Origin of the sequence: Burkholderia sp. Ax-1720 (assembly GCF_011753035.1) — a bacterium.
GTDB lineage: Bacteria > Pseudomonadota > Gammaproteobacteria > Burkholderiales > Burkholderiaceae > Burkholderia > Burkholderia gladioli.
The window spans coordinates 1-25426 of sequence record NZ_VWWK01000105.1 but is presented as its reverse complement, the minus strand read 5'-3'; the positions used below and the strand labels follow the sequence as shown (position 1 = coordinate 25426).

Genomic DNA, 25426 nt, shown 5'->3' with positions numbered 1-25426 from the left:
TCTACACGAACCTTAACCCTCTGTCCCGACACGACGCTCTTCCGATCTCCGGTGCCGGTTGCGGCGCGGCTTGGGCAGCGGCCTGCGCCTGTTGTTGCTGGGCTTGCGTCGGCTGGGCCTGCGGCGCGGCGATGCCGGCCGTGGCATTGGCGGGCGCCGCGGTGGTGTCGACGGCGGCCGGCGGCGTATCGGTCGGCGCGGTCGTGCCGCCGGCCTTCGGGAACACGCCGGTGATGGCGGCGGTGGCGGCGAGGCTGGCCACGATCACGGCGCCGGCGGCGGTCGCGATCAGCGGATGAAGACGTTTGCGCGGTGTAGACGTAGCGTTGTTCGGGTTGTCCATTTCTGCTCTCCAGCGCACTTCGTGTGCGTTATTTTCTATCGACAAGTGTCGATCAATCGATGTGGAGGCAGCGTATCAAGTTGTAACGATTGATGCGCGCACGGACCGCCGGGCGGTCGTGGCGGGGCTTGGAAGTGCAGATGCCGCCGGTGCGGTGCGAGGCGGACGTAGCAAGGCGCATGCGCCGGCAACGCGCAATTTTACGTGCCGTTACAAAGCTGTCGATTGGATGACGCGGGAGAGGCAGGGGCGGGGAAACGGGCGGCGCACGATGCGCCGCCGCGCGGGGCAGGGCCGCCGCCGGCGGGCGGCCCTTCGAGGATGCGGCTCAGTCCTCGCGGCGCAGGTGCGGGAACAGCAGCACGTCGCGGATCGTCGGGCTGTCGGTCAGCAGCATCACCAGGCGGTCGATGCCGATGCCGCAGCCGCCGGTCGGGGGCATGCCGTATTCGAGCGCGCGGATGTAGTCGGCGTCGAAGTACATCGCTTCCTCGTCGCCGGCATCCTTCTGGTCGACCTGCTTCTTGAAGCGCGCGGCCTGGTCTTCCGGATCGTTGAGCTCGGAGAAGCCGTTGGCGATCTCGCGGCCCGTCATGAACAGCTCGAAGCGCTCGGTGACGCCGGGCATCGCATCCGATTCGCGCGCCAGCGGCGAGACCTCGACCGGGTAGTCGATGATGAAGGTCGGCTCCCAGAGCTGCGCCTCGGCGGTTTCCTCGAACAGCGCGAGCTGCAGCGCGCCGAGGCCGGCGTTCAGGAAGGCCGGCTGGCCGACGTCGACGCCGAAGCGCTTGAGCTCGGTGCGCAGGAAGGCCACGTCGGCCAGTTGCGCGTCGCTGTAGTCGGGCGCGTACTTCTGGATCGCCTGCTTGATGGTGAGGCGATGGAAGGGCTTGGCGAGGTCGAGCTCGCGGCCCTGGTACTGGATCGTCGCGGTGCCGAGCGAATCGACCGCCGCCTGGCGGATCACCTGCTCGGTGAAGTCCATCATCCAGCGGTAGTCGGTATAGGCCGCGTAGAACTCCATCATCGTGAATTCCGGGTTGTGGCGCGGCGAGACGCCCTCGTTGCGGAAATTCCGGTTGATCTCGAACACGCGCTCGAAGCCGCCCACCACCAGCCGCTTCAGGTAGAGCTCGGGCGCGATGCGCAGGAACATCTCCATGTCGAGCGCGTTGTGGTGCGTGACGAAGGGCTTGGCCGTCGCACCGCCCGGGATCGGGTGCAGCATCGGCGTCTCGACTTCCATGAAGTCAGCATCGGCCATGAACTTGCGGATCGAGGCGATCGCCTTGGTGCGGGCGCGGAAGGTGTTGCGCGTCTCGGGCGTGACGATCAGGTCGACGTAGCGCTGGCGGTAGCGCATCTCCTGGTCGGCCAGGCCGTGGAACTTGTCCGGCAGCGGGCGCAGTGCCTTGGCCAGCAGGCGCAGCTCGGTGCACTTGACCGACAGCTCGCCCTTGTTGGTGCGGAACAGCACGCCGCTCGCGGCGACGATGTCGCCCAGGTCCCACTTCTTGAACGCGTCGTAGGTCTCGGCGCCGACATCGGCGGGCGTGACGAAGAACTGGATCTGGCCCGAACCGTCCTGGACCGTCGCGAAGCTGGCCTTGCCCATCACGCGGCGCAGCATCATCCGGCCTGCCAGCTTGACCTCGAGCGGCTTGGCCTCGAGCGCGTCCTTGTCGGCCTCGGCGTAGTCCGCCTGCAGGTCGGCCGCGTGGTGGGTCGGCTGGAAGTCGTTCGGATAGGCGACGCCTTGCTCGCGCAGCGCGCGCAGCTTCTCGCGGCGCTCGGCGATGAGCTGGTTGTCGTCGGTCGCGGGCGCGGCCTGCTGCGGTTGGGTCGGTTCGGTCATGATGGTCGGAATTCGATGGGTGACACGGATGCGGCGTGTGACGGGTGCGGCGGATGCGGCAGGTCGGGCCGGTGCTGCTGCGCGCCCGGGCCGGCCGGGCGCGGTTTCCGCGATGCGCGCGCGAGGCGCGGCGGCACCGCGGAAAGGGAGTGGCGCGAGGCGCCGCCCCCGGGCGATCAGACGCCCTGTTTCAGGCTCGCACCGATGAAATCGTCGAGATCGCCGTCGAGCACGGCGCGCGTATTGCTCATTTCGACATTGGTGCGCAGGTCCTTCACGCGGCTCTGGTCGAGCACGTAGGAGCGGATCTGGTGGCCCCAGCCCACGTCCGTCTTGCTCGATTCGAGCTTGTCCTGCTCGGCCTGGCGCTTGCGCATCTCGGCTTCATACAGGCGCGACTTCAGCATCGCCATCGCCTCGGCGCGGTTGCGGTGCTGCGAGCGGTCGTTCTGGCACTGGACCACGATCCCGGTCGGCATGTGCGTGATACGCACCGCGGAGTCGGTCTTGTTGATGTGCTGGCCGCCCGCGCCCGAGGCGCGGTAGGTGTCGATGCGCAGGTCGGCCGGGTTGACCTCGACCTCGATCGAATCGTCGATCTCCGGATAGACGAACACCGACGAGAACGAGGTGTGACGTCCGCCCGAGGAATCGAACGGCGACTTGCGCACCAGGCGGTGGATGCCGGTCTCGGTGCGCAGGAAGCCGTAGGCGTAGTCGCCCGTGACCTTGATGGTGGCGTTCTTGATGCCGGCCACGTCGCCGTCGGACTCTTCCAGTACCTCGGTCTTGAAGCCCTTGCGCTCGCAGTAGCGCAGGTACTGGCGCAGCAGCATCGAGGCCCAGTCGCAGGCCTCGGTGCCGCCGGCGCCGGCCTGGATGTCGATGAAGCAGTTGTTCGGGTCGGCCGGGTTGGAGAACATCCGGCGGAATTCGATCTCGGCGACGCGCTTCTCGAGCTCGGCGGCCTCGCCCTCGCTCGCCAGCAGCGTGTCCTCGTCGTTTTCCTCGTGCGCGAGCTCGAACAGGTCCTGCGCGTCGCGCAGGTCGCCGTCGAGCGCGGTCAGCGTCATCACGACGCCTTCCAGCGATTTCTTCTCGCGGCCGAGCGCCTGGGCGTTCTTCGAATCGTTCCAGACGTTCGGGTCTTCGAGTTCCTTGTTGACTTCGGCTAGACGCGCGGACTTGGCGTCGTAGTCAAAGATACCCCCGTAGCTCGCCCGCGCGCCGGCGCAGGTCCGCGAGAGAGCTTTCGATCGCGTTGAGGCGTTCCGCTTCCATGGTGATGATCGCTTTTCCGGCTTCGTGAAAAGGCGGAATTATAGCCGATCGGGGGGCTCGGCCGGTAGGCGCGCCAGGGCCGCGAGCGCGCGAGCCGCCGGGATTTGCGGGGAAATCGGCTGGAAATCGGGGGAAAGCGCCTGGAAAACGGTGGCGGATCGCGTTGCTGGAGCAGGGCCGGGCGCGATCGGCCGCGGCGGGGCCCGGCCTCGCGCCGCCGACCCGCGCGCCGCGCGTTGCCGTATCAGGCCGCGTGCTCGACGATCAGCTGCACGCGCGTCACGCCGTTCCAGGTGTCGCTGGCGAGGCGGTAGGCGACGGTGGCGTGCGCCGGCAGCGGCTCGGTGTGGTTGAACCAGATCGCGCCGAAGCGCTGGCGCCCGCGCGCGAGCTGCAGCTTCAGGTGCTTGTCCTTGACCAGCGCCTGCGAGGCCACCTCGAACTCGCCCGAGAACAGCGGCGCCGGGAAGCCCTGGCCCCAGACCGCGCCGTCGAGCAGCTCGACGAACTGCGGCGTGAAATAGGCATCCTCGAGATCGCCGTCGGTCTCCAGCACGCGCGAGAGCGCCTCCTCGGACAGCCATTCTCGCGCCACCGCCTCGAAGGCGGCCGCGAAGCGGGGCACCTTGTCGGTCTCGAGCGTGACGCCGGCGGCCATCGCGTGGCCGCCGAAGGTCACCAGCAGGTCCGGTTCGCGCTTGGAGACCAGGTCCAGCGCGTCGCGCAGGTGGAAGCCGGGGATCGAGCGGCCCGAGCCCTTGACGCGCGCGCCGCTTTCGTCGGCGTGCGCGAAGGTGAACGAGGGGCGGTGGAACTTCTCCTTGAGCCGGCCCGCGACGATGCCGATCACGCCCTGGTGCCAGTCGGGATTGAACAGCGTGATGGTGGCCGCCTCGGCCGGGTCGACCTGGGCCAGGTCGGCCAGCGCCTGCTGCTGCATGCCGGCCTCGATCTCGCGGCGCTCGCGATTCATGGTGTCGAGCTGCTGGGCCAGCTCCCAGGCGCGGCCGACGTCGTCGGTGGTCAGGCATTCGATGCCGAGCGACATGTCGGACAGGCGGCCCGCCGCGTTCAGGCGCGGGCCCAGGCCGAAGCCGAGATCGAAGGCCGAGGCCGAGCGGGCCTCGCGCGCGGCGGCGCGAAACAGCGCGGCGATGCCGGGCTGCATGCGGCCCTTCCGGATGCGCTGCAGGCCCTGCGCGACCAGCACGCGGTTGTTGCCGTCCAGGCGCACCACGTCGGCCACCGTGCCCAGCGCGACCAGGTCGAGCAGCCCGTCCAGGCGCGGCTCGGGCCGGGCATCGTCGAAGGCGCCGCGGCGGCGCAGCTCGGCGCGCAGCGCCAGCAGCACGTAGAACATCACGCCGACCCCGGCGATGTGCTTGCTCGGGAACTCGCAGCCGGGCTGGTTCGGGTTGACGATGGCGCGCGCGGCGGGCAGCGTCGCGCCGGGCAGGTGGTGATCAGTGACCAGCACGTCGATGCCGAGCGCGTTGGCGGCGGCCACGCCGTCGACGCTGGCGATGCCGTTGTCGACCGTGATCAGCAGTTCCGGCCGGCGCGCGGCGGCCAGCTTGACGATCTCGGGCGTGAGGCCGTAGCCGTATTCGAAGCGGTTCGGCACCAGGTAGTCGATCGAGGCGCCGAGCATGCGCAGGCCGCGCACCGCCACTGCGCAGGCGGTGGCGCCGTCGCAGTCGTAGTCGGCCACCACCAGCATGCGCTTGCGCGCCGCCAGCGCGTCGGCCAGCAGCACCGCCGCGTCCTCGCAGCCCTTCAGGCTGGCGGGCGGCACGAGCCGCGCCAGGGCGGTCTCGATGTCCTCGGGGCAGGTGACGCCGCGCGCGGCGTACAGGCGCGCGAGAACGGGATGCAGGCCGTGGCGGGCGAGCGCCTCGGCGTCGGCGGGGGAGGCCTGGCGGGTGACGAGTCGGGTCATGCGGATGGCTTATTCGAACAGGGAGGCGAGCGCGCGGCGTCGCCAGAATTTGCGGAGGTCGCCCCGCGTCACGGCGAGCGTGGTGGCGCCGGTATCGCCGCACAGCGTGAAGCTCAGCTCGCGCAGCACGCCGGCGCGCAGCGCCTCGAGCGCCGGCGCGAACCAGTCGCGCTCGAGCGTGTCGAGCGCCTCGCGCCAGGCCGCCCAGTCCTGCTGGATGAAGGGCACCGTCAGCGCATCGAGTTCGAGCAGGGTGGCGCGGGCGGCCTCGTCCTCGCCGGGGGCACCGGCCAGCGCGGCAAACGCGGCCGGCGGCGCGTCCACCGGCACCTGGGCGGCGAGCGCGAGGCCGCGCGTGGCGCAGTCCGTCGACAGCACGCGCGCGAACGGGCTGCTCACGGGCCGCAGCCGGCCCTGGCCGTGGAACCAGATCGAGTTCGCGGTGAACTGGCCGCGCGCCTCGCGCGTCTCGTTGACGGCGTGGCCGAACCAGGCCATCTGCACTTCGTTCTGCAGCTTCATCCACAGCCGCGAGCGCTCGCCGGTGCGGGCCTCGTGCGGCAGCCAGATCTCGATGTTGCGGCCGCTCGCGCGCAGCGGCGCGGCCCCGGCCAGCGCGGCCAGCGCCGTGCCGGCCGCGAACACCAGGGTGGTCAGACGCGGCACGTCGTGGCCGAGCGCCTCGACCGCGGCGCGATGGGTGAGCGCCGCGCGCACGATGCGGCCCGTCTGCGAGACGCGCAGCAGCAGGCCCAGCGCCAGCAGCATGGCCACCGAGACCAGCATCACGAAACCGCGATAACGCGGGAAGGCCGCGCCGTAGAGCGTGAACCAGGTGCCGTCGAGCCCGGCGGGCACGGTGGCGGCGAGCGGCGCGGCGCCCCAGGCCAGCTTCGCGCCCTCGGCGATCAGGTAGGCCAGCCCGAAGGTCAGCAGCATCTCGCCGAGATGGCCCTGCGCGCGCACGCGGCGCAGCAGCAGGCGCTCGACCAGCGCGCCGAGCCCGCCCACCAGCAGCGGCGCCAGCACGAAGGCCGCCCAGGGATCGAGCCGCGCCGCCAGCAGCACGCCGAAGTAGGCGCCGAGCAGGTAGAAGCTGGCATGCGCGAAATTGAGCACGCCCAGCAGGCTGAAGATCAGCGTCAGCCCCGCCGACAACATGAACAGCAGGAGCCCGTAACCGAGGCCCGTCAGCAGGTTGACCAGGAAGGACTGCACGCGCGCGTCAGAGCGCCAGCGGCGCGAGCGCGGCGCGCAGCGCCTCGGGCAGCGGCACCGGGCGCCGGCTCTCGCGGCCCACGTAGACGTGCACGAAATGACCCTGCGCGGCGGGCGCCGCCTCGCCCTCGGCGAACAGGCCGATCTCGTAGCGCACGCTCGAGCTGCCCAGCCGCGCCACGCGCAGGCCGGCCTCGACGCGCTGCGGGAAGGACAGCGAGGCGTAGTAGTTGCACTGCGTCTCGACCACCAGGCCGATGGTCTCGCCGCGCTCGAAATCGAGCACGCCGCGCGCGATCAGGTAGTCGTTGACCACCGTGTCGAAGTAGCTGTAGTAGACGACGTTGTTGACGTGGCCATAGACGTCGTTGTCCATCCAGCGCGTCGGGATGGCGAGGAAATGGCGGTAGGCCTCGCGGCCGAGCGGCGCGGGTTTGCCGGCGGGTTGATTCATGGGAAACGCGCTCCGTTGGGTGGATGATCGCAAGCTTGCTCAGGCGCGCCAGCGCGGCGTCTCGCCGGTGGCCCAGACCACGGCGAGAAACACCGCGCTCAGGACCAGCACCGCCAGCAGGAAGCGCCCCTGCCCGCGCTTGGGCGGGTAGACGAAGGCGGCGCCCGACATCAGCACGACATAGGCCAGCAGGACCAGCCAGCCCTGCCAGGTGGCGGGCGCACCCCAGCCCCAGCCATGGGTTTTCGCCGGGAACCAGTCAGGATCCATGTCTCGCTCGCTTGCTCGAATTCGTGACGATGCCGGCGATTCTATGGGAGCGTCGGGGTACTGACCAGCCGGGCGGCGACACGAAAAGACACGATGTCCCGGGAATTCGCGCCGGCCGGGCTCATCGAAACCTGACATCGAGATGACAATCTCGCGATATCGACCACCTACGTGACGAGGATTCCATGCCCGCTTCCCACCTGATCACCACCGCCTTCGAACTGCCCGGCCAGCGCATCGAGGCCTCGCTCGGCATCGCGCGCGGCATCGTGGTGCGCTCGCGCTCGATAGTCGGCTCGTTCGGCGCCGCGATCCAGACGATCTTCGGCGGCAATATCTCGCTCTATACCTCGTTGTGCGAGCGCGCCCGGCAGGAAGCCTACGACAAGATGCTGGCCCAGGCCGCCGGGCTCGGCGCCAACGCCATCATCGGCATGCGCTACGACGCCACCGAGATCGGCTCGGGCATCACCGAGGTGCTCTGCTACGGCACGGCCGTGCGCGTGGTGCCGGCCGCGGCCGGCTGAGCGGCGCCGCCGCCGCGGGAAACAAGAAAGCAAGAAGGCCGCGCGGGTCGATGCCCGCGCGGCCTTCGCATGTTTGCCGCCGGTTCGGTCGACTGGTTTATTGTCCCGGCCGGTCGACGAAGCTCACCTCGAGGCCGCGCGCGCGCATCCAGTCCGCCACCGCGTAGCCGGTGCCGGCGCGCCAGGGGCGCAGCTTCGGCGGCTCGACCAGGCGGTATTCGAGCAGCTCCGGCGAGAGCCGCACCTCGCCCGAGGCGCGCACGTGATAGGCGATGATCAGCTCGTTCTTGCGGATGAATTCATAGACGCCCACCAGCTCGACCGTGTCGGCCCGCAAGGCGGTTTCCTCCAGCACCTCGCGCGCGATCCCTTCTTCCGGCGTCTCGCCGTTCTCGAGGAAACCGGTGATCAGCGCGAACATGCCTTCGGGCCAGGCGGCATTGCGCGCCAGCAGCACCTTGCCGTCGATCTCGACGATCGCCGCCACCACCGGCAAGGGGTTGTTCCAGTGGACATAACCGCATTCGACGTCGGGACAGGCCTGGCGCGTGCGGCCGCCCTCCTCGGGCGAATCAGCGCGGGTCGTGAGCGGGCTCGCGCAGCGCGGGCAGAAACGGTACTCGGCAGTGGTCATCGGAGGGGAGCGCATGCGGCGCGGCCTGGAACCGCCAGGCGCGCCGTCGTTCGAGGGATCGGCGAAGCGCTCATTCTAGCGAGTTTGGCGCTTGCGCATCGGCCGCCGGTTCGCCCTGGCCGAAGGGCCGCGCAGCCGCCTCGTCGGCCCGGCACGCGCCGGTCCCGCCAGCGGTTCCGGAGCGCGAGCGGCAGCGAGTCGCCCCGATTGTCCCGGCCGCGCCGCCGCCGGCCTTTGCTGCCCTTTGCCGATCCTGCCGCCCACGCCGCATCAAGCGCCCTGCCCGCCCCGCTCGACCGCCCGGCCGCGTGCCGCCAGCCCCCAGGCCGCGAAACCGGCCGCTCCCGCCAGCAGCACCGCTACCGCGATCCACAGCGCCGGCGAAAACGAGCCTGCGCGTGCCACCACCGGCGCTGCGACCAGCGGCCCGGCGATCTGCCCGAGCCCGTAGCAGGCCGTGGCGTAACCCATCAGGCCGGCCGCGTCGTCGCCGTGCAGGCGGCGCGCCTCGCGCATCGCGAACAGCGTGATCGCCGTGAACGGCAGGCCCAGCAGCGCGCTGCCCAGGGCGAATCCGGCCGCGCTCGGCCAGACGATGCCGAGCACGATCGCCAGCGCCTGCAGCGCGTAGCACAAGGCCAGCAACAGGCGATTGTCCCAGCGCGCGGGCAGCCGCGAGCCGAACACCGCGCCCAGCATCTGCGCCGCGCCGAACATCGGCCAGAAGCGATCGGGCCAGGGCGAGCCGATCGGCAGCGCGCCGCGCGCGATCACCGGCAGGAAGGTGGCCGTGATGATGTAGCCGAAACCGGGCGCGCCGTAGAGCAGCACCAGCCGGCGCGCATCGCGACGTGCCGCGGCATGCCGGCCCGGCCGGCCGGAAGACGCGGGCCGCCGCATCGTCCCTGCCCTCGCCCGCTCCCCCGCCCTCGGCGCGAACATGCGCCAGATCGGCGCCGCCAGCAGCACCGCGAGCAAGGCGAAGCCGAGCCAGCCGGGCTCGGCGCGCCGGCCGGCCAGGGCGGCGCCGACCAGGCCCGTCACCACGATGCCGAAGCCCGCTCCGGTGAAGATCACCCCGCCCCATTGCAACGCGTCCTGCTCGGCGAGCCGACGCATCCCCCATTGCGCGGCGAACACGAAGGTCCAGGCGCTCACCACGCCGGCCAGGAAACGCACCGGCAGCCAGAACGCGAAGCCGGGCAGCAGGCCCATCGCGGCGGTCAGCGCGATGGTGGCCAGCAGGCCGCCGCGCACCATGCGCGTCTCGTCGATCCGGATCGCCGCGCAGCTCAGGGCGCCGACGAAATAACCGGCGTAGTTCACCGAGGCCAGCCAGCCGCCGTGGCGGATGTCGAGCGCGCCCTGGGCCAGCATCAAGGGCAGCAAGGGCGTGAAGGCGAAGCGGCCCACGCCGAGCGCGACGGCCAGCACGGCGGCGCAGGCCAGCGCGATGCGCAGCGGGCCGGGACCGCGCGCGGCGGCCAGGTTGCTTGCCGTGGAGCCGGCCGTGGCGCCCGAAGCGCTCGAAGTAACCGAAGCAGTCGAAGTAAGCGAAGCGGCCGAAACAGTCGAATCGAAGGAAGACGAGGCTGGCGGGGCAAGCGGGCGAGTCATGCGGCTCCGGGTCGGCGAAAGGGCGCGCCGGCCATCCGACGCGTCATTTCATGCTAGCCTGCCCGCTCGATCTCGAAAAATGAATAATCGAGAAGCAATTGTTCTCCAGGAGAGAATCATGGATCTGGCGGCATTGGCGATCTTCCGCGCCGTGGTGCGCGAAAACGGCGTCACGCGCGCGGCGGCCAAGCTCAACCGCGTGCAGTCGAACGTGACCACACGCATCCGCCAGTTGGAGGCGGCGCTCGGCACCGCGCTGTTCGCGCGCGACGGCCGCCGCCTGGTGCTGACCCCGGCCGGCGAGACCCTGCTGCCCTATGCCGAGCGCCTGCTGGCGCTGGCCGACGAGGCGCGGCACGCGGTACGCGAGGACCATCCTCACGGACGGCTGCGGCTCGGCACCATGGAGAGCACGGCCGCGGCGCGCCTGCCCGAGGTGCTCGCGCGTTATCACCAGCGCTGGCCCGAGGTCGGCCTGGAATTGGTGACGGGCGTGACCCGGCGATTGATCGAGCAGGTCCGCGATTTCGAGCTCGACGCCGCCCTGCTCGCCACGCCGCCGCAACCCGAGCTGCTCGACCCGGCCGTGTTCGAGCAGGTGAGCGTCTATCACGAGCCGCTGGCGCTGATCGCGCCGCGCGGCCATCCGCGCATCGTCACCGCGCACGACCTGCGCGTGCCGACCCTGGTGGCCTTCGAGCGCGGCTGCGCCTATCGCGGTTATGTCGAGCGCTGGTACGCGGCCGCCGAATGCCAGCCCTCGCGCGTGCTCGAACTGGGTTCCTACCACGCGATCCTGGCCTGCGTGGCGGCCGGCGCGGGGGTAGCGATCGCGCCGCGCAACGTGCTGGACGGCTCGCCGATGGCGGCGGCGATGTCGATCCACGCGGTGGCCGACATCGCGCCCGTCGACACCTTGCTGGTATGGCGGCGCGGCCACGGCTCGGCCGCCTTGCTGGCGCTGCGCGACGCGCTGCTCGCGCAGGCCGGCGGGATCGACGACCAGGCCCGGGTGACGACGACCGGCGAGGCTGTCGCCGGCAAGCCCGGCCGCGCGAGGCGCAAGCGGGCGAGCGCGGCGGCGGCCTGAACGCGACGCCGCCTCCCGCGCATCGTCAAGACGAAACGAAACCCGCCCCGCTCAACCGCCGAACCACCCCGCATCGACGTAATACTCGCGCGCGGTGCAGCGCGCCGCGTCGTCGGAGGCGAGAAACAGCGCCATGCTCGCCACGTGCTCCGGCTCCACGCGCAGGTGCAGGCACTGCGCATCCACCAGCCGCGCCTCGCTCTCGGGCGACTGCCACAGCTGCATCTGGCGCGGCGTCCTCACCGCGCCGGGCACGATGCAGTTCACACGGATGCCGAACTCGCCGAGGTCGCGTGCCAGCCCCCGCGTGAGCCCCTCGATGCCGGCCTTGGCGGTCATGTAGATCGACAGCCCGCGCTCGGCGATATGCCAGGAGATCGAGCCGAGATTGAGGATCACGCCGCGCCCGAGCCGCTTCATGCCCGGCAGCACCGCCTGCGCGCAGAAGAACTGGTGGCGCAGGTTCACCTCCATGCGGCGGTCCCAGTAGTCGGCGCTCACCGCGCCGATCTCGTGGCGATCGTCGTTGGCGGCATTGTTGACGAGCACCTCGACGGGCCCCGCCTGGGCCTCGATCGCGGCGAAGGCCGCGTTCAGCGCCTCGATGTCGCGCAGGTCGCAATGGCGGAACACGGGCGGATGCGCGGCGCCGGCGAGCGAGGCCGCGAGCGCCTCGGAGGCCTCGCGCGCGACGTCGACGAAGCTCACGCGCGCGCCCTGCGCGACGAAGGCCGCGACGATGGCCGCGCCGATGCCGCTGCCGCCGCCGGTGACGAGGACATGGCGGCCGGCCAGGCTCGGATAGATGGCATGGGTCATGGATGTTCCGGAAAAGCGGTCAGGAAAACGTTGATAAGAAAGGAAAGGCTTGCGGCGGCCCGCTCAGCGGCGCCCGGCGCGCGACATCACGTCGATCCACACCGCCAGCACCAGGATCGAGCCCTTGACGATCATCTGCCAGTAGGCGTCGACGTCGAGCATCGACATGCCGTTGTCGAGGCTGGCCATCACCAGCGCGCCGATCAGCGCGCCGTGCACGGTGCCCGCGCCGCCGCGCATCGAGGTGCCGCCGATGAAGCAGGCCGCGATCGCGTCGAGCTCGCCCATGTTGCCGGCCGAGGGCGAGCCCGCCGCCAGCCGCGCGGTGTTGACGATGCCGGCGAAGGCGCACATCAGCCCCATCAGCGCGAAGATCGCCAGCTTGACGCGATCGGTGTTGATCCCCGACAGGCGCGTGGCCTCCAGGTTCGAGCCGACCGAGTAGATGCGCCGGCCGAACACGGTCTGGGTGGCGATCCAGGAGAACGCGCCGAGCAGGGCCAGCACGATCAGCACCGGCACGGGGATGCCGCCGTAGCCGTCGAGCGTGGCCACGAAGGCGGCGATGATCAGCCCGGCGGCCACCAGCTTGGCGACGTCCTGCCAGAGCGGCGGCACCGCCAGCTGGTAGCGGCGCCGCGCGCCGCGCTGGCGGATCGCGACGAACACCAGCAGCGCGAAGATCAGCACCGCCAGCGCGTCGCCGATGCGCGGCGGCAGGTAGGCCTGCCCGATCGCGACGAAACCGTCCGACACGGGCGCGATGGTCGAGCCGTGCGTGAGGCCCAGCAGGATGCCGCGATAGGCCAGCATGCCGCCCAGCCCGACGATGAACGAGGGCACGCCGCGATAGGTGGACCACCAGCCGTTGAACAGGCCGATCGCCACGCCCAGCGCCATCACGGTGGGCACGGTGGCCGCCACCGGCCAGCCCAGCACCTGGTCGAGGATCGCCGCCACGCCGCCGAGCAGGCCCAGCAGCGAGCCCACCGACAGGTCGATCTCGCCGGCGATGATCACGAACACCATCCCGCAGGCCAGCATGCCGGTGATCGACATCTGCCGCAGCAGGTTGGAGAGGTTGCGCGGCGTGATGAAGGCGCCGTGCGTGAGGATCGAGAACAGCAGCCAGATCGCCGCCACCGCCACCAGCAGCGCGAGGATCTTGTAGCGCGCGAACAGGCGCCGCAACTGCTGCGCGGAGCCGCTCGCGCCGGCCGCGCGGCCGGTCTGCTCGGCGGCCTGGGAAATCGTCTCGGGTGTCATGCGGGGCTTGCCTCGGTCGAAGTCGTGGAAGAGCGCGCGGGCCGGATCGCCGCGCTGAGGATCTGCTCCTGCGTCAGGCCCTCGTTGGGGAAATCGCCGCGCAGCTCGCCGTCGCCGATCACCAGCACGCGATCGGAAATGCCCAGCACCTCGGGCAGCTCGGAGGAGACCATCACGATCGCCATGCCGCGCCTGGCGAGTTCGCCGATCAGCTTGTAGATCTCGTACTTGGCGCCGACGTCGACGCCGCGCGTGGGCTCGTCGAGGATCAGCACGCGCGGCTCGGTGAGCAGCATGCGCGTGAGCACGGCCTTCTGCTGGTTGCCGCCCGACAGGCTCGCGATCGACAGCATCGGGTGCGCCGCGCGCACCGACAGGCGCTGCATCTCGACGCGGATCGCGTCGTGCTCGGCGGCCGCGTCGATCCGGCCGAAGCGCGCGTAGCGCTGCAGCACGGCCAGCGTGATGTTGTGGCCCACGCTCAGCTGCGGGACGATGCCGTGGCGCTTGCGGTCCTCGGGCACCATCGCGATGCCGGCGCGGATCGCGTCGAGCGGCGCGCGGATCCTGAGCGGCTTGCCGTCCAGGCGCAGCTCGGCCCGGCTCGCGCCCGGGTAGCAGCCGAAGATCGCCTGCATCAGCTCGGTGCGCCCGGCGCCGACCAGCCCCGCCACGCCGAGGATCTCGCCGCGCCGCACCGAGAAGGACACCGAATCGACGCGCTTGCGGCGCGGGTTGTTGACATCCAGGCAGGTGACCTCGCGCGCCTCCAGCACCACCTCGCCGATCGGATGCGGCTCGCGCGGGAACAGGTTGGCGATCTCGCGGCCCACCATCTGCGCGATGATGCGATCGGTCGACAGCGTGCGCATCGGCTGGGTCGAGACGTGGCGGCCGTCGCGGATCACGGTGATCGTGTCGCACACGGCCTCGACCTCGTCGAGCTTGTGCGAGATGTAGACGCAGGCGATGCCGCGCGCCTTCAGGTCGCGCACGATGTCGAGCAGGATGCGCGTCTCGGCCGCCGTCAGCGAGGACGACGGCTCGTCGAGGATCAGCAGCCGCGCGCGCTTGTTGAGCGCCTTGGCGATCTCGATCAGCTGCTGGTGGCCGCCGCCGTAATGCATCACCGGCAGCGCCACGTTGATGCCCTCGATGCCGAGCCCGGCCAGCAGCTCGTCGGCGCGCCGGTACATGGCCGCGTAGTGCATGCGCCCGCCCGGCAGCGTGATCTCGTTGCCGAGGAACAGGTTCTCGGCCACCGACAGCTCGGGCACCAGCATCAGCTCCTGGTGGATGATCACGATGCCGGCGCGCTCGGTGTCGCGAATCCCGGCGGCTTCGAGCGGCTTGCCTTCCCAGCGGATCTCGCCGTCCCAGGTGCCGCTCGGGTAGACGCCCGAGAGCACCTTCATCAGCGTCGACTTGCCGGCGCCGTTCTCGCCGCACAAGCCGACGCATTCGCCCGGGCGCACCACCAGGTCGATGCCGTCGAGCGCCTTCACGCCGCCGAAGCTCTTCACGATGCCGCGCATTTCCAGCAGGGGTTCCGACATGCGTCGTCCTCTTCGGTCTGGTGGGCTCGCGCTTACTGCGCGCCGATCTGCGCCTGGGTGTAGAAGCCGTCCTTGACGACCACGTCGACGTTGTCCTTCGTCAGCAAGGTGGGCTGCAGCAGCACCGTGTCGACCTTCTTGCGGCCGTTGTCGTACTGCGCGTTGTAGGCCGGCTTGCCGCCCTGGGCCAGCGTCACCGCCAGCTTGGCGGCCTCGCTCGCGATCAGCTTGAGCGGCTTGTAGACGGTCATGGTCTGGGTGCCGGCCACCAGCCGCTTGACGGCGGCCAGGTCGGCATCCTGGCCCGAGACCGGCACCTTGCCGGCCAGGTGCTGGGCGGCCAGCGCCTGGATCGCGCCGCCGGCGGTGCCGTCGTTGGAGGCCACCACCGCGTCGATGCGGTTGTTGTTGGCGGTCAGCGCGTTCTCCATGATGCCGAGCGCGGTCGAGGCGCTCCATTCCGGCACCCATTGCTGGCCCACCACCTGGACGTCGCCGCGGTCGATGGCGGGCTTGAGCACCGTCATCTGCCCCTGGCGCAGCATCTTCGCGTTGTTGTCGGTGGGCGCGCCGCCGAGCAGGAAGTAGCGGCCCTTCGGCTTGACCTTGAGGACGCCCTGCGCCTGCAGCTCGCCGACCTTTTCGTTATCGAAGGAGATATAGGCGTCCACGTCCGCGTCGAGGATCAGGCGGTCGTAGGACACCACCTTGATGCCGGCCTTCTTGGCCTCGGCCACCACGTTGGTCAGCGCCTTCGAGTTGAACGGCACGATCACGATCACGTCCACGCCGCGCGAGATCAGGTTCTCGATCTGCGAGATCTGGCGCTCCTCGCTGGCGTCGGCCGACTGCACCGATACCTTCGCGCCGAGCTTCTCGGCGGCCGCCACGAAGTAGTCGCGATCGCGCGACCAGCGCTCGACGCGCAGGTCGTCGATGCAGAAGCCGATTTCGGGGTGATCCTTGCTGGCGTGCGCCAGCGGCGCCATCAGCGTCAGGCCGGCCAGCACGGCGCCGGAAACGAGTGAAGCGAGAACGGAACGACGGCGATTCAGGGGCATGTCTGTCTCCATTTCGGTCTGGTTCTTGTAGGGCGTCTTCACGCCTGGCGTCGCTCGATGCTGCGGCGCACGAAGCGCCCGCGCGGGGCAGGCTGCGCACCGGCGGGGCCGGCCCGGCCCGAGGACAAGCGGCATGGTGCATGCGGGCGCGGCGCAGCGGCAATTACGAAATTGCCCAAGCGCCCTAACATTTCTTGCCGGGCCGCGCGAGAAGGCCCGGCCGGCGCCGCCGCTTGCCACTAGAATGAGCGGGCCGCGGGCAAGAGGCGCCCGCCGCGTCGCGCGAGCCGTGCCCAGGTCCGCGGCCAGATGCATAACGACGCCTCGCGAGACACGAACCGACCATGCAACGTGCTTCGTCCGATTCGCCGCAACCGGCGCGCGCGCATCGCATCGCGCTGCTGTTCAATGCGAACAAGGTGTACGACCGCGAGCTGATCACCGGGATCGGCGACTACATGCGCTCCACGCGGGTGAGCTGGGACCTGTTCCTCGAGGACGATTTCCGCTGCCGCGTGCAGGGCATCGAGCGCTTCGACGGCGACGGCATCATCGCCGACTTCGACGACCCGGCGGTGGACGCGGCGCTGCGCGGCTGCCGCCTGCCGGTGGTGGCGGTGGGCTCGTCCTACGAGGACGCGGCGCACTACCCGCCCAGCCTGCCCTACGTGGCGACCGACAACGGCCAGCTGGTGGGGCTGGCCTACACGCACCTGATCGAGGCCGGGCTGGAGCATTTCGCGATGTACAGCCTGCCGCCCGCCGACGAGAACCGCTGGGCCCAGCAGCGCGAGCTGGTCTACACGCGGCTGCGCCGCCACGACGTGCCCGACGTGCCGATCGAGGCCGAGATCTATCGCGGCCTGTCGACCAGCGCGCCGACCTGGCATCACGCCACGCGCCAGTTGACCGACTGGCTGCGCGCGCTGCCCAAGCCGGTCGGCGTGATCGCGGTGACCGACGCGCGCGCGCGGCACCTGCTGCAGGCCTGCGTGGCGGCCGGGCTGGCGGTGCCCGAGGAGATCGCCATCATCGGCATCGACAACGATCCGCTCACGCGCACGCTCAGCCGCATCCCGCTGTCCTCGGTGATCCAGGGCACGGTGGAGATGGGCCGCACCGCCGCCCACCTGCTGCACCAGATGCTCGGCGGCGCGCGCTTCGGCGGCCGGCAGATCCTGGTGCCGCCGGTCGGCATCAACGTGCTGGCCTCGACGCGCCACCAGCCGCTGGCCAGCCCCTACGTGATGCGCGCGCGCCACTTCATCCGCCAGTACGCCTGCCAGGGCATCCGCACCGAGCAGGTGGCCGACTACGTGGGCGTGTCGCGCTCCTCGCTGGAGGAGCATTTCCGCCGCGAGCTGCGCTGCACCGTGCACCAGGAGATCCTGCGCCACAAGCTCGACGCGGCCAAGCAACTGCTGGCCACACGCGAGCTGGCCACCGCCGAGGTGGCGGTGCGCTGCGGCTTCACCTCGCCGCAATACATGTACGCCGTGTTTCGTCGCGAACTCGACTGCACGCCGCGCGAATACCAGGAACGCACCATGACGGGAGGTCATGCTTGAGCGCGATCGAATCGCAACGAGCCTATGCGCCGGATGCGCGTGGCCTGACGGAACGCCCCTGGGGCCGGCTGCCCGGCGGGGACGCGGTGCGCCTGTTTACGCTGCGCAACGCGCACGGCATGCGCGTGGCGATCAGCGAGCTGGGCGCCACCCTGGTGTCCTGGCAGGCGCCCGACCGCGCCGGCCGGCTCGGCGAGATCCTGCTCAGGCACGACACGCCGGCCGACTACCTGGCCGCGAACGCCTATTTCGGCGCGCTGGTGGGGCGCTATGCGAACCGCATCGCCGAGGCGCGTTTCTCGCTCGACGGGATCGACTACCCACTCGACCGCAACGATGGCGCGCAATGCCTGCATGGCGGCTTCGGCGGCTTTCATCGGGCCTTGTGGGAGGCCGAGCCGCGGGAGGATGCGCTGCTGATGCGGCTCGCCTCGCCGGAAGGCGAAGGCGGCTTTCCCGGCAACCTGGAAGTGCGCGTGCGCTACGCGCTCGACGACCACGGCACGCTGTCGATCGGCTACGAGGCGCGCGCCGACGCGCCCACCCCGATCTCCCTGACCAGCCATCCCTATTTCAACCTGAGCGGGCGGCCGCACGGCGATATCGGCGGGCATGTGCTGAGCATCGACGCCGATCGCTACCTGGAAGTCGATGCGCGCCTGATCCCGCAGCGCGAGGCCGGCGTGGCAGGCACCGCCTTCGATTTCCGCCACGCCGCGCCGCTCGGCGCGCGGCTCGGCTGGCCGCATGCGCAGCTCGCGCTGGCGGGCGGCTTCGATCACTGCTTCGTGCTGCGCCCCGCCGAGACCGACGAGCAGGGCGCGCCGCGCGTGCGCGAGGTGGCGCGCGTCTACGAACCCGGCAGCGGCCGCGAGCTGAGCGTGCTGACCGATCAGCCGGGTTTGCAGCTCTACACCGGCAACGGGCTGTCGGGCGCGTTCGCGCGGCACGGCGCGCTGTGCCTGGAAGCCGGCGCGTTCCCGGACCAGATCAACTCGCCGCGGGCCGAGGCCGTGGTGCTGCGCCCCGGCCAGGTCTATCGGCAGGACACGCGCTATCGCGTGACGATCGCGCCATGACAAAAACGGCGACGGGGCTCGATGCCCCGCCGCCGTTTCCACTTCGGTCGTTCCCGCTATTCGCGGCCGGATCGACCGGCCGCGAGCTTCAGCCTCGCGCTCACCCCACCAGCAGCGTCTTCGGCTCCAGGTAGGCGGCGATCCCCCACTTGCCCATTTCGCGGCCGAGCCCCGAATGCTTGAAGCCGCCGAACGGCGCGCGCGGCTCGTGGTTCAGCGTGTTGACCAGCACCCGGCCCGAGTCGATGCGCAGCGCCACCCGCTCGCAGCGTTCGCGGTCCTTGCCGAGCACCAGGGCGCTCAGGCCGTAGCGCGTGTCGTTGGCGATCGCGATCGCGTCCTCCTCGTCCTCGTAGGCGATGATCGACAGCACCGGCCCGAAGATCTCCTCGCGCGCGATGCGCATCGCGTTGTTCACGCCCGAGAACAGCGTCGGCTTCACGTACCAGCCCGCCTCCAGCCCGTCGGGGCGACCCTCGCCGCCCGCCAGCAGGCGCGCGCCCTCCTCGCCGCCGAGCCTGATGTAGCCCTGCACGCGCTCCCATTGCTTGCGGCTCACCATCGGCCCGATCTCGGTGTCGGCCTCGTGCGGGTTGCCCGACTTGATGCCCGCCACGGCCGCCGCGGCCAGTTGCTCGAACTCGGCGAGCCGCGCGCGCGGCACCAGGATCCGCGTGCCGGCCACGCAGGCCTGGCCGCTGTTCATGAAGCCGGCCTGCAGCACCAGCGGCATCGCCTCGGCGAAATCGGCATCGTCGAGCACGATGGTGGGCGACTTGCCGCCCAGCTCCAGCGTGACGCGCTTCATGCCTTCCGCGCCGGCCTCCACCAGGTGCTGGCCGACCGCCGACGAACCCGTGAAGGAGATCTTGGCGACGCGCGGATCGCGCGCGAAGGTCTCGCCGACCACCTCGCCGCGACCGTTGACGATGTTGAACACGCCCGCCGGCAGCTCGGCCGCGTGCAGCGCCTCGATCACGATGCGGGTCTGCCAGCCGCTCATCTCGCTGGGCTTGATCACCGCCGTGCAGCCGGCCGCCAGCGCGGTGGCGAGCTTGTTGCAGATGAAACCGGCATTGCTGTTCCAGGGCGTGATCAGCGCGGCCACGCCCACCGGCGTCATCACCACGCGCGCCGCGCCGGCCTGCTCCTCGAACGGATAGGCCTCCAGCGTCTCGATCGCCTGCTGGACCGTCTGCGCCGGGTACTGGGCCATCCAGCGCGCCCGCGACGAGGGCGCGCCGTATTCGCCGACCACCGCCTCCAGCAGTTCGTCCTCGCGCGCCACCAGTTGCGTGTGGATGCGGCGCAGCGCGGCCAGCCGCTCCTGCCGCGTGGTGCGCGACCAGGCCGGGAAGGCCGCGGCGGCCGCGGCGATCGCGCGGCGCGCGTCCTCCTCGTCGCCGAGGCGCAGTTGCCCGTTCACCTGCCCGCTGCTCGGGTCGACCAGGTCGAACCATTCCTCGCCGTGGGGCACCACGAATTCGCCATCGATGTAGCTGTGCTCGATCCTTTGCATCTGCCTTCTCCGTCTGGTTGGGCGACGCCGGGGCGGCGTCGTCTTGCATGGAGTCGAGTGTAGGGATTCGGGACTATTCCGATAAGCCGTCCTATCATGCATGGGTTATCCCGAAAAAAAGGACGATCGATGCATCGCACCGGCCTGACCGAACTCGAGGTGGTGCTGGCCGTGGCCCGCCTCGCCAGCTTCCGCGCCGCCTCGCGCGAGCTGGGGATGTCGACCACGGCCGTCAGCGCGGCGGTGGCCGGGCTCGAGGCGCGCCTGAAGGTGCGCCTGTTCAACCGCTCGACGCGCAGCGTGGCGCTGACCGATGCCGGCCAGCGCTACGTGGAGCGCGTCGCGCCGGCGCTGGCCGAGATCCGCCGCGCCGACGAGGAAGCCGGCACCGGGCCCGATGTGCCGAGCGGCACGCTGCGCCTGAACGCCCCGCCCGAAACCGCCACCATGCTGGTGCAGCCGCTGCTGGCCGAGTATCTGAACCGTTATCCGCAGGTGCGCGTCGACGTGGTCAGCGACCTGCGGCTGATCGATATCGTCGCCGACGGCTTCGACGCGGGGATCCGGCTGGCCGAATCGGTGCCGCAGGACATGATCGCGGTGCCGCTGACCGACGAGATCCGCATGCGGGTGGTCGCCACGCCCGGCTACCTGGCGCGCCACGGCACGCCGCGCGAGCCGGCCGAGCTGGTCGACCACCAGTTGATCAGCATGCGGCTGGGGCGCGGCATCTATCACTGGGAGCTGGAGCGCGCGGGCCAGAAGTTCGTCGCCAACCTGCCGATGCGGCTGGTGTTCAGCGACTCGCGCGCGATCCGCCAAGCCACGCTGGCCGGGCTCGGGCTGGGCTTCCTGACCGACTGGTTCGTCAGCGAGGATCTCGCGCGCGGCGCGCTGGTGCCGGTGCTGGACGACTGGTGCCAGCCGTTCGGCGGCTTGCGGCTGTATTACCCGGGGCGGCGCTTCGTGCCGGCGCGGTTGAGGGCCCTGATCGAGCTGGTGCAGGAACGCCGGGCGAACGGGTTGCCGGTGTTCTCGGAGAACTGGACGGCGGCGCCTTGGGAGGCGGGTTGACGCTGCCTGAACGTAGAAAAAGACAGGGAAACTTCAAGCTGAGCCCTTACTGCCAACTTCTGCGCCAAGTCGTCCAGATACTTCGCCAAAGTAGGCGCAAACACCTTGCAGAAAGTAAGGTCGTGTTCGTCATCTCCCTACGCCGACACGTCAATGACAACTTCCACCAAACTCGGGTCGCTACGTGCCGATCCAAAGACGGCAGTAAGGAACGAGGTAATCCATCCAATAATTGGGGTAATTTTACATTCAATTACCCCAATTTAAATTAACATTACCCCATTCCTCCGCTGCCTGGATGCACGCTGCATGCACTCGCTCTCGTTCGAATACCTTGCCAAGCTGCGTTTCAATACGCAGCAACTGGCCACACTGCGCGCCTTAGGCGAATACCGGGGCAAGCAACAACTCTATGTCGTCCAGTCTCCCGAGGTCTTGAGCGACCTGCGCCGGATGGCCGTGGTGGAATCCACCGAGTCCTCGAACCGCCTGGAGGGCGTGGTCGTCGCCGCACATCGGCTCAAATCCCTGGTACTCAAAAACGCCGCGCCGCAGAGCCGATCCGAACAAGAGGTGGCCGGCTACCGCGACGCGTTGGCTTTGATTCACGAAAGTGGCGAGCAGATGCCGCTTTCGGAAGGTACCCTGCGACAGCTCCATGGCATGTTGTACCGCTACATGCCGCAACCTGGCGGCCATTGGAAAGCGACCGACAACGACATCGTCGAGCGCCACCCCGACGGCAGCTCCCGCATCCGGTTTCGGCCGGTGGCCGCGCATCTCACGCCGGTGGCGATGACCGACATGATCGCGCGCTACCGCACGGCGCTCGACCAGCACCTGGCCGACCCGCTAGTGCTGGTGCCTCTGGTCGTCCTCGATTTCCTCTGCATCCACCCCTTCCCGGACGGCAACGGCCGCATGGCGAGGCTACTGACTTTGCAGTTGCTTTATCACTTCGACTATGTGGTGGGCCGCTTCATCAGCCTGGAGCGCATCATCGAAGAGTCGAAGGAGAGCTACTACGAGACGCTGGAAGCCAGTTCGCAGGGCTGGCACGACGCGGCCCACGACATCGCTCCCTGGCTGGATTACTTCTGGGCGGCGCTGCTGCGGGCCTATAAGGAGTTCGAGGAGCGGGTTGGCACCATCGAGCGAGGGCGAGGCTCGAAAGGCGATCGCGTGCGCGCGGAGATCCTCAAACGCCAATTGCCCTTCTCCATCTCGGAGATTGAGGAAACCTGCCCAGGCATCAGCCGCGATATGGTGCGAGTGGTCTTGCGCACAATGAAGGCCGAAGGATTGATCGAACCGAACGGCAAAGGCAGGGGCGCCAGATGGCAACACAAACGCCCATGAAAAAAGCCGCGAACCTCGCGGTTCGCGGCTTTGTCGTTCAAGCTTCGGCCGCCGAAACCGGCCGCGCCCAAGCTGAAACTCAGAGCTTCGAGGCCACCCAGGCCTGCACGCCCGCCAGCGCGGCCGGCAGGTTCGCCGGCTCGGTGCCGCCGGCCTGGGCCATGTCCGGCCGGCCGCCGCCCTTGCCGCCCACCTGCTGGGCCACGAAGTTGACGAGTTCGCCGGCCTTGACCTGCTTGCTCGCCTCGGCCGTCACGCCGGCGATCAGGCTGACCTTGCCGCCTTCCACCGCAGCCAGCACCACGGCTGCGTGCTTGAGCTTGTCCTTGAGCTTGTCGACGGTTTCGCGCAGCGTCTTCGAATCGGCGCCGTCCAGCGTGGCGGCCAGCACCTGCACGCCCTTGACGTCGACCGCCTGCTGCGCGAGCTCGTCGCCCTGGCTGGAGGCCAGCTTCGACTTCAGCGCGGCCAGCTCCTTCTCGAGCGACTTGACCTGGTCCTGCACCTGGCCGATGCGCTGGGTCAGTTCCGCCGGCTGCGCCTTGAGCATCGAGGCGGCCGTGTTCAGGCGCGCGTCGAGCTCCTGCACGTAGCGCAGGACGTTGTCGCCGGTGATCGCCTCGACGCGGCGGATGCCGGCGGCCACGCCGCCTTCCATCACGATCTTGAAGAAGCCGATGTCGCCGGTGCGACGCACGTGGGTGCCGCCGCAGAGTTCGCGCGAGAAGCCCAGGTCGAGCACGCGCACCTCGTCGCCGTACTTCTCGCCGAACAGCGCCATCGCGCCGCCCTTCACCGCGTCGTCGTAGGACATGTTGCTCACGATGCCGGGCGCGTTGGCGAGGATCTCGGCGTTGACGATCGCCTCGACACGGCGGATCTCGTCGTCGCTCATCGGCGCGTTGTGCGCGAAGTCGAAGCGCGTCTTGTCGGCGTCGACCAGCGAGCCCTTCTGCTGCACGTGGCTGCCCAGCACCTCGCGCAGCGCCTTGTGCATCAGGTGGGTGACCGAGTGGTTGCGCTCGGTGCGAGCGCGGCGCGCGGCGTCGATCTCGGCGCGCAGCGTGTCGCCCACCTTCAGCGTGCCCTGCTCGACCGTGCCGTGATGGCCGATCACGTCGGCCTGCACCTTCAGCGTGTCCTCGACCGCGAAGCGCGTGGCGGCATTAGCCAGCACGCCCTGGTCGCCGACCTGGCCGCCCGATTCGGCGTAGAACGGCGTGTGGTCCAGCACCACCACCGCCTGCTCGCCGGCCTGCGCCTGCTGGACGGCCGTGCCGCCCACGTAGAGCGCGACGATCTTCGCGTCGTCGAAGGCGATGTCCTCGTAGCCGTGGAAGGTGGTCTTGGCGCCCGAGTATTCGAGGCCCTGGGTGGCCTTGAACTTGCCGGCCGCGCGCGCCTGCTCGCGCTGGCGCGCCATGGCGTCGTCGAAGGCCGGCTCGTCGACCGTCATGCCGCGCTCGCGGCAGACGTCGGCCGTCAGGTCCAGCGGGAAGCCATACGTGTCGTGCAGCTTGAACGCCAGTTCGCCGTCGAGCTGCTTGGCGCCCTTGGCGTCGAGCTCGGCCAGCGCCGCGTCGAGGATCGTCATGCCGTGCTCGATGGTCTCGAGGAAGCGCTCCTCCTCCTGGCGCAGCACATCGGTCACGCGGCCTTCGGCTTCCTTCAGTTCCGGATAGGCGCCGCCCATCTCGGCCACCAGGTCGGCCACCAGCTTGTGGAAGAAGGCGCCCTTGCGGCCCAGCTTGTAGCCGTGGCGGATCGCGCGGCGCACGATGCGGCGCAGCACGTAGCCGCGGCCCTCGTTGCCCGGGATCACGCCGTCGACGATCAGGAACGAGCAGGCGCGGATGTGATCGGCGATCACCTTCAGCGAGTTGTTCGTCAGGTCGGCCACGCCCGTCTCGCGCGCGGCGGCCTTGATCAGGTTCTGGAACAGGTCGATCTCGTAGTTGCTGTGCACGTGCTGCAGCACCGCCGCGATCCGCTCCAGGCCCATGCCGGTGTCGATCGACGGCTTCGGCAGGCGCGTCATGTTGCCTTGCGCGTCGCGGTTGAACTGCATGAACACGAGATTCCAGATCTCGATGTAGCGGTCACCGTCTTCCTCGGGGGATCCCGGCGGGCCGCCCCAGACGTCCGGGCCGTGGTCGTAGAAGATTTCCGAGCAGGGGCCGCAGGGGCCGGTGTCGCCCATCTGCCAGAAGTTGTCCGAGGCGTAGCGCGCGCCCTTGTTGTCGCCGATGCGGATGATGCGCTCGGCCGGCACGCCCACTTCCTTGGCCCAGATGTCGTAGGCCTCGTCATCGTCGTGGTAGACGGTGACCCACAGCTTTTCCTTGGGCAGGCCGTAGACGCTCGTCAGCAGCTCCCAGCCGTAGTGGATCGCGTCCTTCTTGAAGTAGTCGCCGAACGAGAAGTTGCCCAGCATCTCGAAGAAGGTGTGATGGCGCGCGGTGTAGCCGACGTTCTCGAGATCGTTGTGCTTGCCGCCCGCGCGCACGCTGCGCTGCGAGGTGGTCGCGCGCGAGTACGGACGCGATTCGGTGCCGAGGAACACGTCCTTGAACTGCACCATGCCCGAATTGGTGAACAGCAGGGTCGGGTCGTTGCCCGGGACGAGGCTCGACGAACGGACGATCGTATGACCCTTCGATTCGAAGAACTTGAGGAATTTCTCGCGGATTTCGGCGGCTTTCATAGCGTGCGGGAACGGTCCTGCCAGACTGGCTCTGTGGCTATCGGCGCCGTGCGCCGGGAGATCGGGCGCACGGCGGCTGGTTTCTGAAACGATCGATTATACGGGATCGCGACCCGGGGGCGGCAGGCCCGCGCGGGCGGAAGCGGAACGGCGCCGCGCCGGCCCGCGCGGGCGGACGGCCCGGGATGGC

The 25426-nt window shown here is 69.7% G+C and carries 20 protein-coding genes and 1 pseudogene; 6 read left to right on the top strand and 15 right to left on the bottom strand.

The window, feature by feature from the left end; genetic code table 11:
* Positions 1-49: 49 nt before the first annotated feature.
* The 7 genes and pseudogenes from F3J18_RS24750 to F3J18_RS24720 form a co-directional block, all read right to left on the bottom strand.
* Positions 50-343, bottom strand: a pseudogene (locus tag F3J18_RS24750) (hypothetical protein); the annotation flags it as partial.
* 328 nt (positions 344-671) lie between these two features.
* Complete coding sequence (gene lysS / locus F3J18_RS24745; RefSeq protein ID WP_013698728.1) at positions 672-2201, bottom strand: lysine--tRNA ligase; 1530 nt, start codon at positions 2199-2201, stop codon at positions 672-674.
* 176 nt (positions 2202-2377) lie between these two features.
* A protein-coding gene (prfB, locus tag F3J18_RS24740; protein WP_152554399.1) for a peptide chain release factor 2 occupies positions 2378-3482 on the bottom strand; the annotation gives its coding sequence in 2 pieces (ribosomal slippage) (positions 2378-3400 and positions 3402-3482; 1104 coding nt in all).
* A gap of 244 nt (positions 3483-3726) precedes the next feature.
* On the bottom strand, positions 3727-5421 hold the full coding sequence (gene recJ / locus F3J18_RS24735; protein WP_166914735.1) for a single-stranded-DNA-specific exonuclease RecJ: 1695 nt from the start codon (positions 5419-5421) through the stop codon (positions 3727-3729).
* 9 nt (positions 5422-5430) lie between these two features.
* Positions 5431-6639 (bottom strand): hypothetical protein, encoded by a 1209-nt coding sequence (locus F3J18_RS38290; protein WP_166914733.1) that lies wholly within the window; start codon positions 6637-6639, stop codon positions 5431-5433.
* A 7-nt stretch (positions 6640-6646) separates the two neighbouring features.
* Positions 6647-7093 (bottom strand): thioesterase family protein, encoded by a 447-nt coding sequence (locus tag F3J18_RS24725; protein ID WP_046575778.1) that lies wholly within the window; start codon positions 7091-7093, stop codon positions 6647-6649.
* A 39-nt stretch (positions 7094-7132) separates the two neighbouring features.
* Positions 7133-7363 (bottom strand): hypothetical protein, encoded by a 231-nt coding sequence (locus F3J18_RS24720; protein WP_166914731.1) that lies wholly within the window; start codon positions 7361-7363, stop codon positions 7133-7135.
* A gap of 185 nt (positions 7364-7548) precedes the next feature.
* Here F3J18_RS24720 and F3J18_RS24715 point away from each other — a divergent pair, with 185 nt between their 5' ends.
* Positions 7549-7890 carry a YbjQ family protein gene (locus tag F3J18_RS24715; protein ID WP_013697703.1) on the top strand — a complete coding sequence of 114 codons (342 nt, stop codon included), beginning with the start codon at positions 7549-7551 and terminating at the stop codon, positions 7888-7890.
* Positions 7891-7987: 97 nt separating this feature from the next.
* On the opposite strand, the gene F3J18_RS24710 is transcribed toward F3J18_RS24715, so the two are convergent.
* Both F3J18_RS24710 and F3J18_RS24705 read right to left on the bottom strand, forming a co-directional pair.
* Complete coding sequence (locus tag F3J18_RS24710) at positions 7988-8524, bottom strand: NUDIX domain-containing protein (RefSeq protein WP_013697702.1); 537 nt, start codon at positions 8522-8524, stop codon at positions 7988-7990.
* 270 nt (positions 8525-8794) lie between these two features.
* Positions 8795-10141 carry a YbfB/YjiJ family MFS transporter gene (locus F3J18_RS24705; RefSeq protein ID WP_166914729.1) on the bottom strand — a complete coding sequence of 449 codons (1347 nt, stop codon included), beginning with the start codon at positions 10139-10141 and terminating at the stop codon, positions 8795-8797.
* Positions 10142-10259: 118 nt separating this feature from the next.
* On the opposite strand from F3J18_RS24705, the gene F3J18_RS24700 reads away from it, so the two are divergent.
* Positions 10260-11231 carry a LysR substrate-binding domain-containing protein gene (locus F3J18_RS24700; protein WP_166914727.1) on the top strand — a complete coding sequence of 324 codons (972 nt, stop codon included), beginning with the start codon at positions 10260-10262 and terminating at the stop codon, positions 11229-11231.
* A gap of 51 nt (positions 11232-11282) precedes the next feature.
* On the opposite strand, the gene F3J18_RS24695 is transcribed toward F3J18_RS24700, so the two are convergent.
* The 4 genes from F3J18_RS24695 to xylF all read right to left on the bottom strand — a co-directional run bounded on the left by F3J18_RS24695 (position 11283) and on the right by xylF (position 15933).
* Positions 11283-12050 (bottom strand): SDR family oxidoreductase, encoded by a 768-nt coding sequence (locus F3J18_RS24695; protein ID WP_166914725.1) that lies wholly within the window; start codon positions 12048-12050, stop codon positions 11283-11285.
* 63 nt (positions 12051-12113) lie between these two features.
* Positions 12114-13316, bottom strand: coding sequence for a sugar ABC transporter permease (locus F3J18_RS24690; protein ID WP_103691153.1), 1203 nt, complete (start codon positions 13314-13316; stop codon positions 12114-12116).
* On the bottom strand, positions 13313-14872 hold the full coding sequence (gene xylG / locus F3J18_RS24685) for a D-xylose ABC transporter ATP-binding protein (protein WP_166914723.1): 1560 nt from the start codon (positions 14870-14872) through the stop codon (positions 13313-13315). Before xylG ends, F3J18_RS24690 begins: the two co-directional genes overlap by 4 nt.
* A gap of 32 nt (positions 14873-14904) precedes the next feature.
* The gene (xylF, locus tag F3J18_RS24680) at positions 14905-15933 is read right to left on the bottom strand and encodes a D-xylose ABC transporter substrate-binding protein (RefSeq protein ID WP_013697696.1); all 1029 of its coding nucleotides are present in this window, start codon (positions 15931-15933) and stop codon (positions 14905-14907) included.
* 344 nt (positions 15934-16277) lie between these two features.
* Here xylF and F3J18_RS24675 point away from each other — a divergent pair, with 344 nt between their 5' ends.
* Complete coding sequence (locus tag F3J18_RS24675; RefSeq protein ID WP_166914721.1) at positions 16278-17501, top strand: DNA-binding transcriptional regulator; 1224 nt, start codon at positions 16278-16280, stop codon at positions 17499-17501.
* Complete coding sequence (locus F3J18_RS24670; protein WP_166914719.1) at positions 17498-18580, top strand: aldose epimerase family protein; 1083 nt, start codon at positions 17498-17500, stop codon at positions 18578-18580. Before F3J18_RS24675 ends, F3J18_RS24670 begins: the two co-directional genes overlap by 4 nt.
* Positions 18581-18680: 100 nt before the next feature.
* On the opposite strand, the gene F3J18_RS24665 is transcribed toward F3J18_RS24670, so the two are convergent.
* On the bottom strand, positions 18681-20099 hold the full coding sequence (locus tag F3J18_RS24665; protein ID WP_025099797.1) for an aldehyde dehydrogenase family protein: 1419 nt from the start codon (positions 20097-20099) through the stop codon (positions 18681-18683).
* 129 nt (positions 20100-20228) lie between these two features.
* Here F3J18_RS24665 and F3J18_RS24660 point away from each other — a divergent pair, with 129 nt between their 5' ends.
* Together F3J18_RS24660 and F3J18_RS24655 are read left to right on the top strand one after the other, a co-directional pair.
* Positions 20229-21173 carry a LysR family transcriptional regulator gene (locus F3J18_RS24660; protein WP_166914718.1) on the top strand — a complete coding sequence of 315 codons (945 nt, stop codon included), beginning with the start codon at positions 20229-20231 and terminating at the stop codon, positions 21171-21173.
* 309 nt (positions 21174-21482) lie between these two features.
* Complete coding sequence (locus F3J18_RS24655) at positions 21483-22532, top strand: Fic family protein (protein ID WP_166914716.1); 1050 nt, start codon at positions 21483-21485, stop codon at positions 22530-22532.
* A gap of 79 nt (positions 22533-22611) precedes the next feature.
* Here the strand turns inward: F3J18_RS24655 and alaS are convergent, their stop codons facing one another.
* Positions 22612-25236 carry an alanine--tRNA ligase gene (gene alaS / locus F3J18_RS24650; protein ID WP_166914714.1) on the bottom strand — a complete coding sequence of 875 codons (2625 nt, stop codon included), beginning with the start codon at positions 25234-25236 and terminating at the stop codon, positions 22612-22614.
* Positions 25237-25426 lie beyond the last annotated feature (190 nt).

What these genes read in the sequence shown, in the direction of transcription:
- F3J18_RS24655 (WP_166914716.1), top strand. Translation starts at nt 21,483, where the DNA reads ATGCACTCGCTCTCGTTCGAATACCTTGCCAAGCTGCGTTTCAATACG.
- lysS (WP_013698728.1), bottom strand. Translation starts at nt 2,201, where the DNA reads ATGACCGAACCGACCCAACCGCAGCAGGCCGCGCCCGCGACCGACGAC.
- recJ (WP_166914735.1), bottom strand. Translation starts at nt 5,421, where the DNA reads ATGACCCGACTCGTCACCCGCCAGGCCTCCCCCGCCGACGCCGAGGCG.
- F3J18_RS24710 (WP_013697702.1), bottom strand. Translation starts at nt 8,524, where the DNA reads ATGACCACTGCCGAGTACCGTTTCTGCCCGCGCTGCGCGAGCCCGCTC.
- F3J18_RS24715 (WP_013697703.1), top strand. Translation starts at nt 7,549, where the DNA reads ATGCCCGCTTCCCACCTGATCACCACCGCCTTCGAACTGCCCGGCCAG.
- F3J18_RS24700 (WP_166914727.1), top strand. Translation starts at nt 10,260, where the DNA reads ATGGATCTGGCGGCATTGGCGATCTTCCGCGCCGTGGTGCGCGAAAAC.
- F3J18_RS24675 (WP_166914721.1), top strand. Translation starts at nt 16,278, where the DNA reads ATGCAACGTGCTTCGTCCGATTCGCCGCAACCGGCGCGCGCGCATCGC.
- F3J18_RS24720 (WP_166914731.1), bottom strand. Translation starts at nt 7,363, where the DNA reads ATGGATCCTGACTGGTTCCCGGCGAAAACCCATGGCTGGGGCTGGGGT.
- F3J18_RS24725 (WP_046575778.1), bottom strand. Translation starts at nt 7,093, where the DNA reads ATGAATCAACCCGCCGGCAAACCCGCGCCGCTCGGCCGCGAGGCCTAC.
- F3J18_RS24660 (WP_166914718.1), top strand. Translation starts at nt 20,229, where the DNA reads ATGCATCGCACCGGCCTGACCGAACTCGAGGTGGTGCTGGCCGTGGCC.
- F3J18_RS24695 (WP_166914725.1), bottom strand. Translation starts at nt 12,050, where the DNA reads ATGACCCATGCCATCTATCCGAGCCTGGCCGGCCGCCATGTCCTCGTC.
- F3J18_RS24690 (WP_103691153.1), bottom strand. Translation starts at nt 13,316, where the DNA reads ATGACACCCGAGACGATTTCCCAGGCCGCCGAGCAGACCGGCCGCGCG.
- xylG (WP_166914723.1), bottom strand. Translation starts at nt 14,872, where the DNA reads ATGTCGGAACCCCTGCTGGAAATGCGCGGCATCGTGAAGAGCTTCGGC.
- alaS (WP_166914714.1), bottom strand. Translation starts at nt 25,236, where the DNA reads ATGAAAGCCGCCGAAATCCGCGAGAAATTCCTCAAGTTCTTCGAATCG.
- F3J18_RS24705 (WP_166914729.1), bottom strand. Translation starts at nt 10,141, where the DNA reads ATGACTCGCCCGCTTGCCCCGCCAGCCTCGTCTTCCTTCGATTCGACT.
- xylF (WP_013697696.1), bottom strand. Translation starts at nt 15,933, where the DNA reads ATGCCCCTGAATCGCCGTCGTTCCGTTCTCGCTTCACTCGTTTCCGGC.
- F3J18_RS24665 (WP_025099797.1), bottom strand. Translation starts at nt 20,099, where the DNA reads ATGCAAAGGATCGAGCACAGCTACATCGATGGCGAATTCGTGGTGCCC.